The following is a 16,167-nucleotide window of genomic DNA, read 5'->3' on the forward strand; positions in this document are numbered from 1 at the left end:
TATAAGGCCCTCAGCCGCATGATGCTGCCGCCGAACTGGGTTGGCAACATCACGCGAGACCTACGTCCGCTACCTCCGTCGAAAGACCGACCGAGGTCTCATCACGACTGTGCTTCTCGAGGCGGGGATGCACTCAATCAGAGGACGCGTCGCGCGTCTCGTTTTCGGAGTGGGACACGCATCGGCAACCAGGTGTCGCGGTCGTACCGATGCTCGACTCGCCTAACTGCGCCCAATACTCAGCGCTAGCCGGCATCACCACCCATCCTCACGGCAACTCGTGCGCCGCCGCCGCCTCTTCGATCTCGCGCGCCTGCTGGCGGGCCAGCTCCTGCTCGGCGGCGACGTCGATGTGCCGGGTCATCAGCCAGTAGGCGACCGCGGCCACCGGCAGACCGATGAACAGGGAGATGTCGACACCGCCGAGGGCCTTCGAGACCGGGCCCTCGTAGAAGCCGGCGACGTCGAAGAACGGGATCATCACGACGAACCCGAGGACGTACGCCGTGATCCCCGGCCATCCCCAGCGCTTGTAGATGCCCCTCGGGTCGAAGATCTCCGCGATCGCGTAGTGGCCCTTGCGGACGATGAAGAAGTCGGTCAGGTTCACCGCGGTCCACGGGATGAACAAGTACAGGATCAGCAGCAGGAAGGCGTTGAAGTCCCCGAGGAAGTTCGCGGTCGCGAACAGGGCGAACAGGAGCGAGATCGCAGCGGTCACCACGAGCGTGATGATCCGGATGGCGAGCGTCGGCCGCACCTTCACGAAACTGTCGATCGACGAGATCAGGGTGAGCGACCCGCCGTACATGTTCAGGGCGGTGACGGACACCAGCCCCAGTGCGGCGACGATCAGCGCGATGATGCCGAACCCGGGGAACAGCAGGTCGGCCACATGCTTGAGGTCCTCGACCGTGTTCGTGCCGATGTCTTTGGCGGAGACCGCGACCCACGAGCCGAGGAACATGACCCAGATGCCGCCGAGGGCGCTGCCCCAGAAGGTCCACTGGAACGTGCTGTTCGTGGAGGTCGTCGGCGGCAGGTACCGGGAGTAGTCCGACACGTAGATCGCCCAGGAGATCTGGTAGCCGGCGGCCACACCGAGCTGGCCGAAGAAGGCCACCGCGTTGAAGTGGGACAGGTCGAACTGCGAGGCCGGGATGTGGATGTTCACCACCGCCGAGATCGTGAGCAGGATCAGCATGGCGACCGTGACGTACATGAGGTAGCGCTCGAAGGTGTGGATGAGGTCGTAGCCGACGAGGGCGATGACGACGGCGACGATGGTGACCACCCAGATCCAGAGCGGGTTGCTGGACTGCTCTTTGCTGATCGCGCCGCCGACGGCCTCCCCCGCGAGCACCGAGTTGAAGATGTTGAACCCGGCGTACTGGATGTAGGCGAACAGCCACACGAGCAGCGCGCCCACGTACCCGAACTGCGGCCGCGACTGGATCATCTGCGGGAGGCCCAGCTGCGGGCCCTGCGAGGAGTGCGCGGCCATGAAGAACGTGCCGATGAGGATGCCCAGCACGATCGCGATGAAGGACCAGATCAGGTTGCCGCCGCTCGTGATGCTGATGAGGCCGGTGGCGAGGGTCGCGATCTGCGCGTTGCTCATGAACCAGAGCGGCCCGATGTGCGAGACCTTGCCGTGGCGCTCGCTCAGCGGGACATAGTCGATCGAGCGGACCTCCAGCCCGCGGGAGGTGGTGGCGGCCGGGGTGCTCATCGGTACTCCTTCGCTCGGACAGCGGCGCGGCGGCCATCGCCGCGGACATCGCGATCGTAGACCCAGGGCGCGCGCAGCGGACCCACCACGGGATGGTGAGTCCCGACAAGCGGGAGACGCGACACGTGTGTTGGACTCTCCGACGTGACACGCTGGGTGCGTGTCGATGACAGTAGGCGGTTCGCGAAGGATCCTCGCGGCGCTGGCGGCGCTCGCCGTGACCGCGATCGTCGGGGTCGCAGGTGCGAGCGCACCCGCAAGCGCCGCACCCGCCCTCGCCCGACCCGCTGACGCGCCCGCAGCCGCCGCCCCCGCGAGCGTCGACGACTTCACCTTCGCGAGCTTCGACGGGGACTACCGGCTCGGCCGCGACGCGGCGGGCCATTCCACGCTCACCACCGTGGAGACCCTGGTCGCGCACTTCCCCCCGACCGACCAGAACCACGGCATCCGGCGGGAGCTGGTCGAGGACTACGACGGGCACCCGACCGACCTCCAGGTCCTGTCGGTGACCGACCAGCACGGCGCTCCGCGGGCTTACACCAGCGAGTCCCGCAGCGGCGTACGGACCCTCACCATCGCGGCCGACCATTTCGTCCACGGGGACCAGACCTACGTCATCACCTACCGGCAGACGAACGTCACCCGGTACTTCCCGGACACCGGGAACGACGAGTTCTACTGGGACACCAACGGCACCGCCTGGGCGCAGCCGTTCGACCGCGTCACCGCGACCGTGCACCTCGGCCCCGGGCTGGCCGGCGCCCTGCAGGGGGAGGCCTCCGCCTACCGCGGCGCGCAGGGTTCCACCGAGAAGGCCACCGTCGAGCGGACCGGGGACGGGTTCCGGTTCTCGGCCGACCGGCTCGGGCCGCGGGAGAACCTCACGTTCGCGATCGGGTTCGCTCCGCGGACCTTCACGTCACGCGCCGACGGATTGTTCGACACCGGCTGGGGGTACGCGGCGGTCGGCGGCCTCCTGCTCGCCTTCCTGGCGCTCGTGGCCGCGATCGTCGTGCGCATCCGCCTGCTGCGCGACGCCCCGGGACGCGGGACCATCGTCCCTGAGTACGTGCCGCCGAAAGAGGGGCTGCTGCTCACGGCCGACGTCACCCGCCACAGCAAGAAGGCCGTCGCCGCGCAGACGCTCGACCTCGCCGTCGCCGGCCGGGTCCGCGTTCTGGAGTCGGCCGGGTTCCTCGGCCGCCCGCGGTACACGCTCGAGTTCGTCTCCACGGAGGCGACCGGGCGGCAGGCGCTGCGCGACCCGCACCCCTCGCCCAACGAGTTGCGCTTCCTCCAGGCGCTGTTCGGCGAGCCGCTCGTGCCGGGTGCGACGCTGGAGCTCGGCTCGACCAACACGAGGGTGGCGCGCGCCATCCAATCGCAGCTGAAGCGGGTGCACAGGGAGGCCACGTCCTCGGGCTACCGCGCGGCCGGCCCCCGCGGCCCGGTCGGAGCAGTGTTCGCGACCGCGCTGGCCGGGGCGGTGCTCGCCGGCCTCGGGTCGGTTTTCTGCATCGCGGGGGTCTACGGCGGCGCGGTCCCTGTCGCGATCCTGATCGCCTCCGCACTCCTCTTCATCGTCTCGGCCCTCCTCGTCTCCCGCTCGCCCCTCACCGCCAGCGGGACCGCGCTCCGCGAGTACGTGGACGGCCTGCGGATGTACGTGCACCTCGCCGAGGCCGACCGCATCCGCTACCTGCAATCGCCGCAGGGTGCGGAGCGCGTGCCCGTCGCGCTGGACGATCCGCGCGAGATGCTGCGGCTGAACGAGCGGCTCCTCCCCTGGGCCGTGCTGTTCGGCGACGAGAAGAAGTGGCTGGCCGAGCTCGGGAGGCTCTACGAGCAGACCGGGGAGACGCCGACATGGTATGCGGGGCAGACCGCGTTCAACGCGGCGGTGCTCTCGCAGCTGGTCGGCGGGATCGCCTCCAGCACGACGATGACGAGCAGCTCGTCGTCGGGCGGCACCGGCGGAGGCGGCTTCTCAGGCGGTGGAGGAGGCGGAGGCGGCGGGGGCGGCGTCTAGCCCCACGAATTGCCGGAAGCGAAAGATCACGGGATCTTTCGGCGCTCATCGGCGCCAAGAACCGGCATTCGCCCGCTACGGTCGCAGTGCGGGCGACCTCCGCAGCCGAAGAACAGACGCGTCCACCCGACGCGGAAAGGCCCTGAGTACCGAGCGTGACCACCTTCAACACCGACCACCCGCACGCCTTCGAGTCCCACCGCGCGGCATGGGTGGCGCGGGAGGAGCAGGCCGAACAGCTCATCCCGCTCATCGGGCGCCTCTACCGCGACCACGGCGTCGTCACCTCCATCCACGGCCACCGGCTCATCAACCTGTCCGCCACCGGGGTCATCTCGGTGCACGACCGCGCGCGCGAGCTCGGGCACGAAGAGCTGACGCTGGCCGAGACCGCGACGGTGCTCACCGCGCTGCTCGCCATCGCCCCGGCCCCGGCCTCCATCGACGTCGCGCGGCTCGCGATGTCGGTGCGCGGACGGGACGACGCCGACGTGGAGGACCGGGTGCGGGCGGAGATCGACGCCGCGCACTCCACTTTCGCGGCGGGCCCGACCGACGTGGTGCTCTACGGCTTCGGCCGCATCGGGCGGCTGCTCGCCCGTATCCTGATCAACCACGCCGGCAACGGCAACGGGCTGCGCTTGCGCGCGATCGTCGTGCGCCGCGGAGCGGACAACGACCTCGACAAACGCGCCAGCCTCCTCGCCCGCGACTCGGTGCACGGACCGTTCCCCGGCTCCGTCACCGTCGACGCCGAGCACGACGTGCTGGTCGCCAACGGGACGCGCATCCAGGTCATCTACTCGGACGACCCGGCGAACGTGGACTACACCGCGTACGGCATCCGCGACGCGATCGTCGTCGACAACACCGGCCGCTGGCGGGATGAGGCCGGCCTCGCGCAGCACCTGGCCAGCCCCGGGGTCGCGCGGGTCCTGCTGACGGCGCCGGGCAAGTCGCCGCTGAAGAACATCGTGCACGGCATCAACGACGACACGATCACCGACGAGGACCGGATCGTGTCGGCGGCCTCCTGCACCACCAACGCGATCACCCCGGTGCTCAAGGCGCTGGAGGACGCCTACGGCATCGTCCGCGGGCACGTGGAGACGGTCCACTCGTTCACCAACGACCAGAACCTCACCGACAACTTCCACAAGGGCGACCGGCGCGGGCGCTCGGCGGTGCTCAACATGGTCATCACCGAGACCGGCGCGGCGAAGGCCGTCGCCAAGGCGCTGCCGTCGCTCGCCGGCAAGCTCACCGGCTCCAGCATCCGCGTCCCCACCCCGGACGTGTCGCTCGCGATCCTCAACCTGACGCTGGAGCGGCCGGCCACGAAGGAGCAGGTCAACGACTACCTGCGCCGGGTGTCGCTGCACTCCAAGCTGCGCCAGCAGATCGACTACGTGGAGTCCCCGGAGGTCGTCTCCAGCGACTTCGTCGGCTCGCACCGCGCCGGCATCGTGGATGGCCTCGCGACGATCGCGGACGGGACCAACCTCGTGCTGTACGTCTGGTACGACAACGAATACGGCTACTCGTGCCAAGTCGTCCGGGTGCTGGAGCGGATGGCGGGGACGCACCCCGCGGTCGTCCCGCCGCGCGCGGAGGTGCGGTTGCTGGAGGGGGCGACTACCGTTCAAGGGTGAGCACGCCCCAGAACGACCCCGACGAGACGACCGCATCCCCCGACACCGACGCGGCTGCCGGCACCGCCGCCGCCAGCACCGACGCCCCCGCCGAGGCGGAGGCCACCCTGAGCTTCGCCGACCTGGGCCTCGACCCCCACGTCCTGAAGGCGCTGAAGGACGTCGGCTACGAGACCCCGTCGGCGATCCAGGCGGCGACCATCCCGCTGCTGCTGGAGGGGCGCGACGTCGTCGGGCTCGCCCAGACCGGCACCGGCAAGACGGCCGCGTTCGCGCTGCCGATCCTGTCCCGGCTGGACCTGTCGCAGAAGACCCCGCAGGCGCTCGTCCTTGCGCCGACCCGCGAGCTCGCCCTCCAGGTCGCGGAGGCGTTCGAGAGCTACGCCACGCACCTGCGCGGCGTGCACCTGCTGCCGGTGTACGGCGGGCAGGGCTACGGCGTGCAGCTCTCCGCGCTGCGGCGCGGCGTCCACATCGTCGTCGGCACGCCGGGCCGGATCATGGACCACCTCGAGAAGGGGACGCTCGACCTCTCCGAGCTCCGCTACCTCGTGCTCGACGAGGCCGACGAGATGCTGAAGATGGGCTTCGCGGAGGACGTGGAGACCATCCTCGCCGACACCCCGGACGACAAGCAGGTGGCCCTCTTCTCGGCGACGATGCCCGCGCAGATCCGCCGCATCTCCAAGAAGTACCTGCACGATCCCGAAGAGGTCACGGTCAAGACGAAGACCACGACCTCCCCCAACATCACCCAGCGCTACCTCGTCGTGTCGTACCCGCAGAAGGTGGACGCGCTCACCCGCATCCTCGAGGTCGAGAACTTCGAGGGGATGATCGTCTTCGTCCGCACCAAGAACGAGACCGAGACGCTGGCCGAGCGGCTGCGCGCCCGCGGCTACTCGGCGGCGGCGATCAACGGCGACGTCGCCCAGGCGCAGCGCGAGCGGACGGTCGACCAGCTCAAGTCGGGGAAGCTCGACATCCTGGTGGCCACGGATGTGGCCGCCCGCGGCCTCGACGTCGAGCGGATCAGCCACGTCGTCAACTTCGACATCCCGGTCGACACCGAGTCGTACGTCCACCGCATCGGCCGCACGGGCCGCGCGGGACGCAGCGGCGCGGCGATCAGCTTCGTGACCCCGCGCGAGCGGCGCCTGCTGACGGCGATCGAGAAGGCGACGCGCCAGCCGCTCACCCAGATGCAGCTGCCGAGCGTGGACGACATCAACGTCACCCGCCTGGCCCGGTTCGACGACGCGATCACCTCCGCGCTGGCGCAGGTCGAGCGGGTCACCCGGTTCCGCGACATCATCGGGCACTACGTGGAGCACCACGATGTGCCGGAGGCGGACGTCGCTGCTGCGCTCGCGGTCGTGGCGCAGGGCGACGAGCCGCTGCTGCTGGACGCGGACGACGCGCTGGCGCGGAGCGTGGAGCGAGACGGGCGGGACACCCGGGCCGACCGGTCCGCGGGACGCGACGACCGCGGCAGCCGCGGTGAGCGCGGCGAGCGCGGCGCGCGGCGCGAGCGCAGCGACAAGCCGATGGCGGCGTATCGGATCGAGGTCGGCAAGCGACAGAAGGTGGAGCCGCGGCAGATCGTCGGCGCCCTCGCCAACGAGGGCGGCCTCAGCCGGGAGGACTTCGGCCACATCCGGATCATGCCGGACTTCTCGCTGGTGGAACTGCCGGCGGACCTCCCCGCGGACACGCTGTCGCGGCTGGAGGACACCCGGATCAGCGGGAAACTGATCGAAATCCGGCCGGACCGCGGGGCCGGCGCCCGGCGCGAGCGCGGGCAGTGGGAGGAGCGGCGGCCGCGGGAGCAGCGGCGAGGTCGGGAGGACCGGCCGGCGCGCTACGATCGCGAAGACCGGCCGAGCCGCGACGACCGGCCCGCACGCGAAGAGCGGCCGCCCCGCAAGCCGCGGCACCGTTAGCCGCGGCCTGGCGCCGAACCCGCAGCGTCCAGCCCGGTCATCCGCGCGCGTTGTCCTCGACGATGTGGCGGATCGCACCCACCGCGAGGTGCAGCATCCCGCCGAGGACCCCGAGCACCCCGAGCCGGTTGCCCCAGGCGAACACTGCGGCGGCTCCGGCGGCGTCGGTCCCGCGGATGGCGAAGCCGACGAAGTAGAGGACGACCGCGCTGATCAAGGCGACGACGTAGATGGTCACGAGGACCGTGATGGCCAGGTTCGGAGTCCGGTGGATCTTCGGTCTGCGCGCGTCGGAGGACATGGCTCGGATGCTACCGACGGGGTGGAGCGGGTGGCAATGACGGCTACCATGACCGGCATCCGCCCCCGAAAGGAGCCCACCCATGCCCGTCCTCACCGACACCTTCGCCCTGTCCAACGGCGTCGAGATCCCGAAGGTCGGGTTCGGCACGTGGCAGATCCCGAACGGCCCACTCACGTACGACTCGGTGCGCACCGCGCTCGACGTCGGATACCGGCACATCGACACGGCGCGCGCCTACGGCAACGAGGCGAGCGTCGGACGGGCGGTGCGCGACAGCCGCCTGGCGCGCGAGGACGTCTTCATCACGACCAAGTGCCCGGCCGAGGTGAAGGACGCCGCGGGTGCGCGCCACGCGTTCGAGCGATCGTCGGAGCTCCTGGACCTCGGGCCGATCGACCTCTACCTCATCCACGCGCCCTGGCCGTGGAGTCACCAGGGCAGCGACCACCGCGCCGGCAACATCGAGGTCTGGAAGGTGTTCGAGGAGCTGTACGACGCCGGCCGGACGCGCTCCATCGGGGTGAGCAACTTCGTCGTGGCCGACCTGGAGTCGCTCATCGCCGGGACCAGCGTCGTGCCGCACGTCGACCAGATCCGCTGGTTCGTCGGGCACACGCAGCCCGAGACGACGGCGTACTGCCAGGACCGCGGCATCCTCGTCGAGGGCTACTCGCCGCTCGCCACCGGCCGGCTGATCGGGGACGAGGACATCGAGCTGATCGCGGAGAAGTACGGAAAGACCGTCGCGCAGGTGAGCCTGCGCTACCTCCTGCAGAAGAACGTCCTCCCGCTGCCGAAGTCCACGACGCCGCGCCGGATCCAGGAGAACGCCGAACTGGACTTCGAGCTGAGCGACGAGGACATGGCGGCCCTCGACGCCCTGGACGGTCGAGGCCGCTGAGCCTCCCCGCCTCCTCGGCCGCCATCGCCGACGGCGGCCGAGGAGGCGAGAACGGGAGTCAGCGCGGAGTGACCGCCACGTCCTTCCAGGTCGCTCCCGCGTTGTAGGTCCGCACCCCGATGGCCCCACTGGTCAGCGAGCATCCCGTGTCCGTGGCGCTGGCCGAAACGATCGAGCCGCCATCCGCCGGCTGCCCGGTCACCGTGATCGTGCAACCGACGGCCTCCACCGTCAGGTGGTACCAGACGCCGGTCGGCAGCGACACCGGCAGGGCGGCCGAGGCGAGTTGCGTCCAGTTGTTCATCTCGCGGCCCAGCACCAGGCCGGTCGGGGTGACACCTGCGTAGTAGCCGTCGAGTGCGTCGGCCCCGACCGCGGGATTCGTGACTCGTACGATGAAGCCCGCGTTCGCGTTGCCGCCGAGGCTGTCCAGCCTCACGTCTCCGGTGAGCGAGTAGTTGCCCCAGGAGGTCGCCCCGGCGACGCTCTTGTCGCCCGAGCCGCCCGCCGAGTCGGCGTAGGTTTCGGTCGACGCGGTGGTCGCCCAGGTGCCGCCGTAGGTCGTCCAGCCGGACACCGAGCCGCTCGCGAACGACGCAGCGTAGGGAGCGACCGCGGTGGAGGCCGTGGCCCCGGCGGTGACGGTGATGTTGCGGAAGGACGCGGTGCTGCCCTGGTCGCGCACTCCGATGGCGCCGGAGGTCAGCGCGCAGCCGGTGTCCGTATAGGTGAACGCGGTCGGCGCGGCCGCGCTGCCGGCAGGCACGGCGCTGACGGTGAACGTGCAGCCCGACGCCTGCGCGACCAGGTGGTACCAGGTCCCCGTCGTCACACCGCCGGGGAGGCTCGCGCTCGAGAGCGACGTCCATCCGGAGTTCTCGCGACCGAGCACGAGTCCGGTGGTGGTGATGCCGAGGTAGTAGCCCTTGAGGGCGTCGGTGCCCGCGGACGGGTTGGTCACGCGCAGCAGGAGGCCGGCCTGGGTTCCGGAGTCGATCCGCGCGTCGCCCTGGACGGTGTAGTCGGTCCACGCGGTGGAACCCGCGACGGCCTTCGGCCCGGCGGTGCCGCCGCACGTCTCGGCGTAAACGTCGCCGGAGGTGGACCAGCAGCCGTTGTAGTCCACCCAGCCGGAGTCGCCGCCGCTGAAGGTCGAGCGGAACGGGAGGACGCCCGCGTTCGTCTCGCCGGTGACCTCCTCGCAGCCGTTCGGCCCGATCGCGGAAGGAGCGGTGTAGCGGACGGTCTGACCCGAGGCCGAGACCAGCAGATCGGGACTGTAGTCCACGCTGCAGTTGGAGGACGAGCCGGTCGTCGCGACCGGCGCCGGGATCCACGACCACGAGCCGGTCGCGTTCGAGGACGAGTTGACGAAGACCACCTGTCCGCCCTCCGAGCCTCCCGACTCGGTCTGACCGGCGAGCAGGAACTCACCGCCGCCGGCCGGACTCCACGCGAGGTACGGCGAGTGGAAGAGCTGCCGCCCGTCGGTGGTCGTCGCGGTGGCGCCGAGATCGGCCGGGCCCGAACCCCAGGTGTCGCCGTTGGTCGAGGATTTCACGCGAGCCACGCAGTTGAAGGCCGGCCCGCAGACCTCGTACGCCATGACGTACGTGCCGGAGGCGCTGACCGCGACGGTCGCCATCCCCGGCCGATCGGATTGAGTCGTGCTGGCCACGTCGTTCACCTCGCCGGGCGAGACGCGCGTCGAGCCGTCGGGGTTCGCGCTCCACGTGACGCCACCGTCGGTCGAGACGATGTGGGCGAGCTTCTGGCTGTAGGTGCCGCTCTGGCGCTCGTCGGAGAAGTAGCAGTTCAGCTTGCCGGACGAGTCGAGCGCGAGGAAGGGCTCCCAGATCCCGGTGCCCTCGCCTCCGCCGGCCTGGAACGCCGAGACGTACGTCCAGGTCGCGCCGTCGTCGGTGCTGCGCCACTCCACGAAGGTGGTGCTCGTGTTCGCGGTCGGCGCGACGTTTCCGACGAGGAGCAGGGTACCGGCCGGGTACGCGCCCAGCGCCTGCGGGAACTCGTAGAGGAACGGCTGCCAGAGCTGCGACGACGGATGCCCAGCGCCGGTCAGCGGGTCGCTCAGGCTCGACTTCGTGGACCAGGTCGCGCCGTCGTCCGTGCTCTGCCGGATGGCGAACGAGGTGGCGGCGCCGCTCTTGTCCGCGTGCTCGAACGTCCCCAGCAGGGTGCCGTTCGCCGATCCGCTGTGCGCCAGCCGGATCACTCTGCTATACGCCAGGAAGTCGTTGGACGACGTGGACGTGTACATGCTCGTTCCCGGGCTGTTGGCGTGAGCCGGCGCGGCGACGCCCGCGACGAACGCGACGGCGATCGCGAGGACCGCCGCGGCGAGCGCCGCGACCCTCAGTACGAGCGGACGGTGTGCGAGTGACAGCATTGTCGACCTCCTGTTTCCGTGGGGTGGAACATGTGGAGCGGGTGGAGCGGGATCGGAGCGGGCCTACTTCCCCGCACCCACCGCGATCCCCGCCACGACATACCGCTGGAGCGCGAGGAACACGATGAACAGCGGCAGCACGCCGAGCACGAGCGTCGGCAGCAGCTGCTCCGGGCTCATCGTGTGCGTGCCGATGGTCGCGTAGACGGCGAGTGTGACGGTCTGCTTGTCGTCCGACGACAACAGCACCAGCGGCAGGATGAGGTCGTTCCAGACCTGCAGGATCACGAAGATCGCCAGCGTCGCGGTCGCCGGGCGCAGCAGCGGGAAGACGATCTTCCAGTACGTGCGGATCAGCCCCGCGCCGTCGACCGCCGCGGCCTCCTCCAGCTCCGGCGGAACCGTACGCAGGAAGCCGGCGAAGAAGAAGACGGCGAACGGCATGATCGTCGCCGTGTACGCGAGCACGATGCCGACGTAGCTGTCCAGCAGGTGGAGCTTCTGCATCACCTCGTACAGCGGCGTGAGGACGACGAAGATCGGGATGGTCAGTCCGGAGACGAAGATCTGGTACAGCGTGCGCGTCCAGCGCCGGGTGTGCCGCACGATCGCCCACGCCGCCAGGGAGGCCGCGAACACCGTGATGACCGCGGTCGCCAGGGTGATGATGAGCGTGTTGCCGACGCTGCGCAGGTAGTGCATGTTCTGGAATGCGGTGACGTAGTTCTGGAAGTCGATCGGCGCCGGCAGCGCGAACGGGTTCGACGGCGACGTGTTCCCGTGGTGCAGCGACACCATGACGAGCACCCAGATCGGCGTGAGGACCACGGCCGTGAAGGCGAGCAGGACGACGGAGGCGATGACCTTCGACGCGCGGGTGCGGAAGCGACGGGACCGGAACCGTGGGGCGCGCGGTGCGGGGCCGGCGGGGGTGACGCGGCCGTCGTGGGCGGCCTCGGTCTCCTGGCTGATGAGTGCGGTCATGCGAGGTCGGCCTCCCGTCGGCGCAGCAGCGTCGCCTGCGTGACACCCACGACGATCGTGAGGATCAGCAGTAGGACGGCGAGCGTCGTGCCGTAGGCGAACTGGTAGTTCGCGAAGCTGTTGTTGTAGATGACGAGGCTCAGCGTCTGCGTCGCGTCCTCGGGGGCGCCCTGCGTCATGATGAACGGCAGGTCGAACACGCGCAGCGAACCGATGACGCTGAGCGTGATGTTGATCGTGAACGACGGGGCGAGCAGCCGCCAGTCGATGTTCCAGAACCGGCGCCAGCCGGCGGCGCCGTCCAGGTTCGCGGCCTCGATGAGGGCCGGGTCGATCGCCATGTAGTTGGCCAGGTAGATCGTGGCGGTGTAGCCGAGGAACATCCAGATGTAGATGGCCGCGATCGACATCAGCGCCGTGTGCGGGTCGCCCAGCCAGATCGGCTCGAGCGCGTGGAGACCGAGGGCGTTCATGACGTCGTCGATCGGTCCGCCGAGCGGTGAGTACATGTACGACCACAGGTAGCCGACGGCGACGAACGCCATCATCGCGGGCAGCAGCAAGCCGGCGCGGACGAAGTTGCGCACGCGCTCCAGCTTGAACAGCCAGAACGCGACGAGGAGGGCGAGCCCGTTCTGCACGATCACGACCACGATGGTGTAGACGATGGTGTTGCCGAGCGCGTGCAGGACGGTCGGGTCGGACAGCGCGTGCAGGTAGTTCTTTAGCCCGACGAAGTTGCCGCCGCTCGGCCCGATGGCGTCGGTGAAGCTCAGCTGCACGCCGCGGATCAGCGGGTAGATCACGAACACGGCGAAGATCAGGGCTGCCGGCGCGATCAGCACCATCGCGGAACGGCCACGGATTTGCATGGGATCGCCTTTCAGGGGCTGGGTGGTGCGGGAGCGGTGGTGCGGGTGCGATGGTGCATGGCTGCCCGGCCGGGGAGGCGTGTGCACTCCCCGGCCGGGACGCGGGTGACTACTTCGTCTTCGGGATCGTCTGGTCGAGCTGCTTCAGGAGCGTGGTCGTCGACTGGGACGGGTCGTTGAAGAGCGAGGTGCCGACCTTCCAGAACTCCTGCTCGTAGGTCGGGAAGTGCAGGTACTCGATCGGCGAGACCTGCGAGTGGCCGGCGTTGAAGGCGTCCACGTAGGCGGTCGCCTTCTCCATTGTCGGGCTCGGCACGTTCTTCAGCGTGGTGAAGGAGTTCTCGGCGGCCAGGTAGCGGCTGTCGTTGGCCGGGTCGGCCATGAACGCGACGTACTTCTTCGCCGCGTCGGTGTGCTGGCTGGCGGCGTTGACGCCCCAGCCGGAGCCGACGAAGGTCACGCCGTAGGGGCTGCTGCCCGCGTCGCCGCCGGGGAACGGGTTGAGCGAGAAGTCGAACTTCGCGTTCTGCTGGAAGTTCTGCAGCTCCCACGCGCCCATGATGGTGAAGGCCCACTTGCCGGCGGCGAAGTCCGCGTTGCCGGTGTTGAAAGGCTCGATGCCGTTCATGAGCTTGCCGTCGACGTCACCCGAGGTCAGCAGCTGCTTGATGTGGTCGAAGACCGGGGCGAACGACGGGTTCCAGTTGGTCTTGCCCTCGTCGTAGCCCTGGCCCCACTTGTCGTCGACCAGGTTCGCCGCGAGCGCCAGCGAGAGCTGCTCGCTGGTCCAGCCGCCCTGGTCGGCGAGCAGGAGGCCCGGCTGGCCGGTGGCCTTCAGCTTCTGCAGCGCGTCCAGGAAGTCCGGCCAGGTCTGCGGCACCTGGCTGATGCCGGCCTTCTTCAGGATGTCCAGGTTCGCGTACAGACCGATGGGGATGTTCTGCTGCGTGAACGCGTAGGTCTTGCCGTTGATCGCGCCGAACGGGGCGACGTTCGGGAGGAGCTGCTTCACCCAGGACTGGTCGCTGAGGTCGGCCAGGTAGCCCTGCTTCTGCCACTGCTGCACGCGGGTCGCGTTCGTCATGAGGACGTCGGCGGCGGTGCCTGCGGCGAGGCGGGTGTTGTTGTACTGGTCGTACTCGCCGTTGGCGACGTACTTGTAGTCGACCGTGATGTTCGGGTACTTCTTGTGGAAGTCGGCGTTGATCTGGGGGATGTCGGCGAGCTCGGTGCCGCCGCCCTCGAAGCCGACGACGGTCAGCGTGGTCTTGCCGTTGCTGGAGCCGTCTCCCGACGAGCAGCCGGCGAGCGCCAGCGCGACCGCCGAGACGGCCGCTGCGGCGAGGATCAGTTTCTTGCGCATGGGGTGTCCACTCCTTTGTGAGGTGCCTTGTGTTGTCAGGTGGTGCATTGCGTGGTGGTGGTGCAGGGGTTGGTGGTGCAGGTTGTGGAGCTGGGCCCGCGCCCCGGATCAGGGATCGAGGGGCGGGACGTCGTCGAGCTCGTAGGCCGCGGGCCGCGACTGGATGTCGCGCAGGAGACGCAGGTCGAACTTCGGCACCCGGCGGAAGTCGAGCACGCCGTTCTTCTCCTGGAAGACGTCCGTGAGCTGGGTGAAGCAGTAGCCGAACATGCCGGCGTCGTCGAGCAGCGTGTCCACGAGCCGGCGGAACCGGTCGATCCACTCCTCGCGGGTGCGCGGCGCCTCGCCGTACCCCCAGGAGTCGTCCCCGGCGTGGTCGCTGTCCGACCACCAGATGCCGCCGAACTCGCTGCAGAAGTAGGGCTGCCCGGCGTACGGGACGGACCACTCGGTGCCGTCGAGCGCGGTGTTGACGTACGGGCGGCCGTCGGCGAGGCCGCCCATCCGCTGCGCGAAGACGTCCGGGTCCTGCTCGTACAGGTGCGAGTCGTAGATGTCGGCGCCGGGCACGCGGTGCGAGTAGCCGGAGGCGTCGATCACCGGCCGGGTGGGGTCGATCGACTTGGTCACCGCGTAGAGCGCCTTGGTGGCGTCGTCGAGGACGGTCAGCCGGTCGCTCAGCGGCTGGAAGGTCTCGTTGAGCGGGCACCAGCCGACGATCGACGGGTGCGACAGGTCGCGGGTGAGCGCCTCCACCCACTCGGCGACGAAGGAGATCGTCGGCTCCTGCGGTCCACCCGGGCCCACCTTGGCGCCCCAGTCGGCGAACTCGCCCCAGACCAGGTAGCCCAGCCGGTCGGCGTGGAAGAGGTAGCGCTCCTCGAACACCTTCTGGTGGAGGCGGGCGCCGTTGAAGCCGGCGGCCATCCCGAGCTCGATGTCGGCCACGAGGGCGTCGTCGCTCGGCGCGGTCATCAGGGTGTCGGGCCAGTAGCCCTGGTCGAGGACGAGCCGCTGGAAGACCGGGCGGCCGTTGAGGAGGACGCGGCGGCCGTCGATCGCGATGGACCGCATCCCGGCGTAGCTGTCGACGACGTCGACCACGGTCCCGCCGCGCAGCAGGGTGAAGCGGACGGAGTAGAGGTGCGGGTCCTCGGGGGACCAGGTGCGGAGGCGGTCGGCGGGGATCGGGAGCGCGACCACGGGCTTCACCTGCGACGTCACCTCCACTTCGCGGGTGACCACGAGCCCCTCGGCGTCGCTGATGTCGACCCGGGCGGTGAGCCCGGCGGCCGGCGAGACGACGTCGAGCTCGACCGCGAACGACGACGACGGGAGGTCGGGGCGGATGACCGGGCGGCCGAAGTGCGCCGGGGCGACAGGCTCCAGCCAGACCGTCTGCCAGATGCCGGTGGTGCGCGTGTAGAAGGCCTCGTAGTTCTCGGGGCGGCGGGACTGCTTGCCGCGCGCCTGGATGGTGAGGTGGTCGTCTTCGGCGAGGACGGAGAGGGTGAAGGCGGTGCCGGCGCTGGTCGCGACCGCGTCCGTGATGTCGATCGTGAACGGGGTGAAGCCGCCGCGGTGGCGGCCCACCTCGATGTCGTCCACCCAGACCGTGGTATCGAAGTCGACCGCGCCGAAGTGCAGGAGGAGGCGGTCGCCGGCCCAGCCGGCGGGGATCTCGACGGTGCGCTGGTAGCGGACCGCCGGGTGGAACGTCGTGCTGCCGATGCCGGAGCGCTCCGACTCGGGAGCGAACGGGACGAGGATGTCGTGGTCGAGGGTCCAGGCGGTCGGGGCGGCGGTCGTCGCGGCCTCCGGCGCGCCGAAGCCGAAGCTCCACACGCCGTTGAGGTTGAGCCAGCGGTCGCGGACGAACTGCGGGCGCGGGTACTCCGGGCGCGGCACGGCCTGCGCTTCGGGAGCGTCGCCGCTCTGTTCGATTTCCCTCGATGCAAATGTCACGATGTGGATGCT

The 16,167-nt window shown here is 69.7% G+C and carries 11 protein-coding genes; 4 read left to right on the top strand and 7 right to left on the bottom strand.

Annotated elements, in window-relative coordinates:
- Positions 1–268: 268 nt before the first annotated feature.
- The gene (locus tag AC1ROW_RS10400; protein WP_493018811.1) at positions 269–1,732 is read right to left on the bottom strand and encodes a purine-cytosine permease family protein; all 1,464 of its coding nucleotides are present in this window, start codon (positions 1,730–1,732) and stop codon (positions 269–271) included.
- A 166-nt stretch (positions 1,733–1,898) separates the two neighbouring features.
- On the opposite strand from AC1ROW_RS10400, the gene AC1ROW_RS10405 reads away from it, so the two are divergent.
- From AC1ROW_RS10405 to AC1ROW_RS10415, 3 genes are all read left to right on the top strand, one after another.
- Complete coding sequence (locus AC1ROW_RS10405; RefSeq protein ID WP_493019015.1) at positions 1,899–3,764, top strand: DUF2207 domain-containing protein; 1,866 nt, start codon at positions 1,899–1,901, stop codon at positions 3,762–3,764.
- Between the two features lie 212 nt (positions 3,765–3,976).
- Positions 3,977–5,416, top strand: a complete 1,440-nt coding sequence (locus AC1ROW_RS10410; protein ID WP_493019016.1) for a glyceraldehyde-3-phosphate dehydrogenase — start codon at positions 3,977–3,979, stop codon at positions 5,414–5,416.
- A 107-nt stretch (positions 5,417–5,523) separates the two neighbouring features.
- Positions 5,524–7,359: a DEAD/DEAH box helicase gene (locus tag AC1ROW_RS10415; RefSeq protein WP_493019017.1), complete on the top strand. Its 1,836-nt coding sequence runs from the start codon at positions 5,524–5,526 to the stop codon at positions 7,357–7,359.
- Positions 7,360–7,396: 37 nt separating this feature from the next.
- Here the strand turns inward: AC1ROW_RS10415 and AC1ROW_RS10420 are convergent, their stop codons facing one another.
- Positions 7,397–7,660, bottom strand: coding sequence for a hypothetical protein (locus AC1ROW_RS10420; protein ID WP_493018812.1), 264 nt, complete (start codon positions 7,658–7,660; stop codon positions 7,397–7,399).
- Positions 7,661–7,742: 82 nt separating this feature from the next.
- Between AC1ROW_RS10420 and AC1ROW_RS10425 the strand changes: the two genes are divergently transcribed.
- Positions 7,743–8,564: an aldo/keto reductase gene (locus AC1ROW_RS10425; RefSeq protein ID WP_493018813.1), complete on the top strand. Its 822-nt coding sequence runs from the start codon at positions 7,743–7,745 to the stop codon at positions 8,562–8,564.
- Positions 8,565–8,622: 58 nt separating this feature from the next.
- Here the strand turns inward: AC1ROW_RS10425 and AC1ROW_RS10430 are convergent, their stop codons facing one another.
- From AC1ROW_RS10430 to AC1ROW_RS10450, 5 genes are all read right to left on the bottom strand, one after another.
- The gene (locus AC1ROW_RS10430; protein WP_493018814.1) at positions 8,623–10,971 is read right to left on the bottom strand and encodes a 3-keto-alpha-glucoside-1,2-lyase-like domain-containing protein; all 2,349 of its coding nucleotides are present in this window, start codon (positions 10,969–10,971) and stop codon (positions 8,623–8,625) included.
- A 63-nt stretch (positions 10,972–11,034) separates the two neighbouring features.
- On the bottom strand, positions 11,035–11,955 hold the full coding sequence (locus AC1ROW_RS10435) for a carbohydrate ABC transporter permease (RefSeq protein WP_493018815.1): 921 nt from the start codon (positions 11,953–11,955) through the stop codon (positions 11,035–11,037).
- A complete protein-coding gene (locus AC1ROW_RS10440; protein WP_493018816.1) occupies positions 11,952–12,827 on the bottom strand; it encodes a carbohydrate ABC transporter permease in 876 nt (291 codons plus the stop codon). Before AC1ROW_RS10440 ends, AC1ROW_RS10435 begins: the two co-directional genes overlap by 4 nt.
- Before the next feature lie 109 nt (positions 12,828–12,936).
- Positions 12,937–14,190 carry an ABC transporter substrate-binding protein gene (locus AC1ROW_RS10445; protein ID WP_493018817.1) on the bottom strand — a complete coding sequence of 418 codons (1,254 nt, stop codon included), beginning with the start codon at positions 14,188–14,190 and terminating at the stop codon, positions 12,937–12,939.
- A 108-nt stretch (positions 14,191–14,298) separates the two neighbouring features.
- Positions 14,299–16,155 (bottom strand): glycoside hydrolase family 2 protein, encoded by a 1,857-nt coding sequence (locus AC1ROW_RS10450; protein ID WP_493018818.1) that lies wholly within the window; start codon positions 16,153–16,155, stop codon positions 14,299–14,301.
- Between the last annotated feature and the right edge of the window lie 12 nt (positions 16,156–16,167).

It is taken from the genome of Leifsonia sp. GW821-FHT13C09 (genome assembly GCF_058806435.1).

What these genes read in the sequence shown, in the direction of transcription:
- AC1ROW_RS10445 (WP_493018817.1), bottom strand. Translation starts at nt 14,190, where the DNA reads ATGCGCAAGAAACTGATCCTCGCCGCAGCGGCCGTCTCGGCGGTCGCG.
- AC1ROW_RS10420 (WP_493018812.1), bottom strand. Translation starts at nt 7,660, where the DNA reads ATGTCCTCCGACGCGCGCAGACCGAAGATCCACCGGACTCCGAACCTG.
- AC1ROW_RS10440 (WP_493018816.1), bottom strand. Translation starts at nt 12,827, where the DNA reads ATGCAAATCCGTGGCCGTTCCGCGATGGTGCTGATCGCGCCGGCAGCC.
- AC1ROW_RS10405 (WP_493019015.1), top strand. Translation starts at nt 1,899, where the DNA reads ATGACAGTAGGCGGTTCGCGAAGGATCCTCGCGGCGCTGGCGGCGCTC.
- AC1ROW_RS10430 (WP_493018814.1), bottom strand. Translation starts at nt 10,971, where the DNA reads ATGCTGTCACTCGCACACCGTCCGCTCGTACTGAGGGTCGCGGCGCTC.
- AC1ROW_RS10400 (WP_493018811.1), bottom strand. Translation starts at nt 1,732, where the DNA reads ATGAGCACCCCGGCCGCCACCACCTCCCGCGGGCTGGAGGTCCGCTCG.
- AC1ROW_RS10425 (WP_493018813.1), top strand. Translation starts at nt 7,743, where the DNA reads ATGCCCGTCCTCACCGACACCTTCGCCCTGTCCAACGGCGTCGAGATC.
- AC1ROW_RS10435 (WP_493018815.1), bottom strand. Translation starts at nt 11,955, where the DNA reads ATGACCGCACTCATCAGCCAGGAGACCGAGGCCGCCCACGACGGCCGC.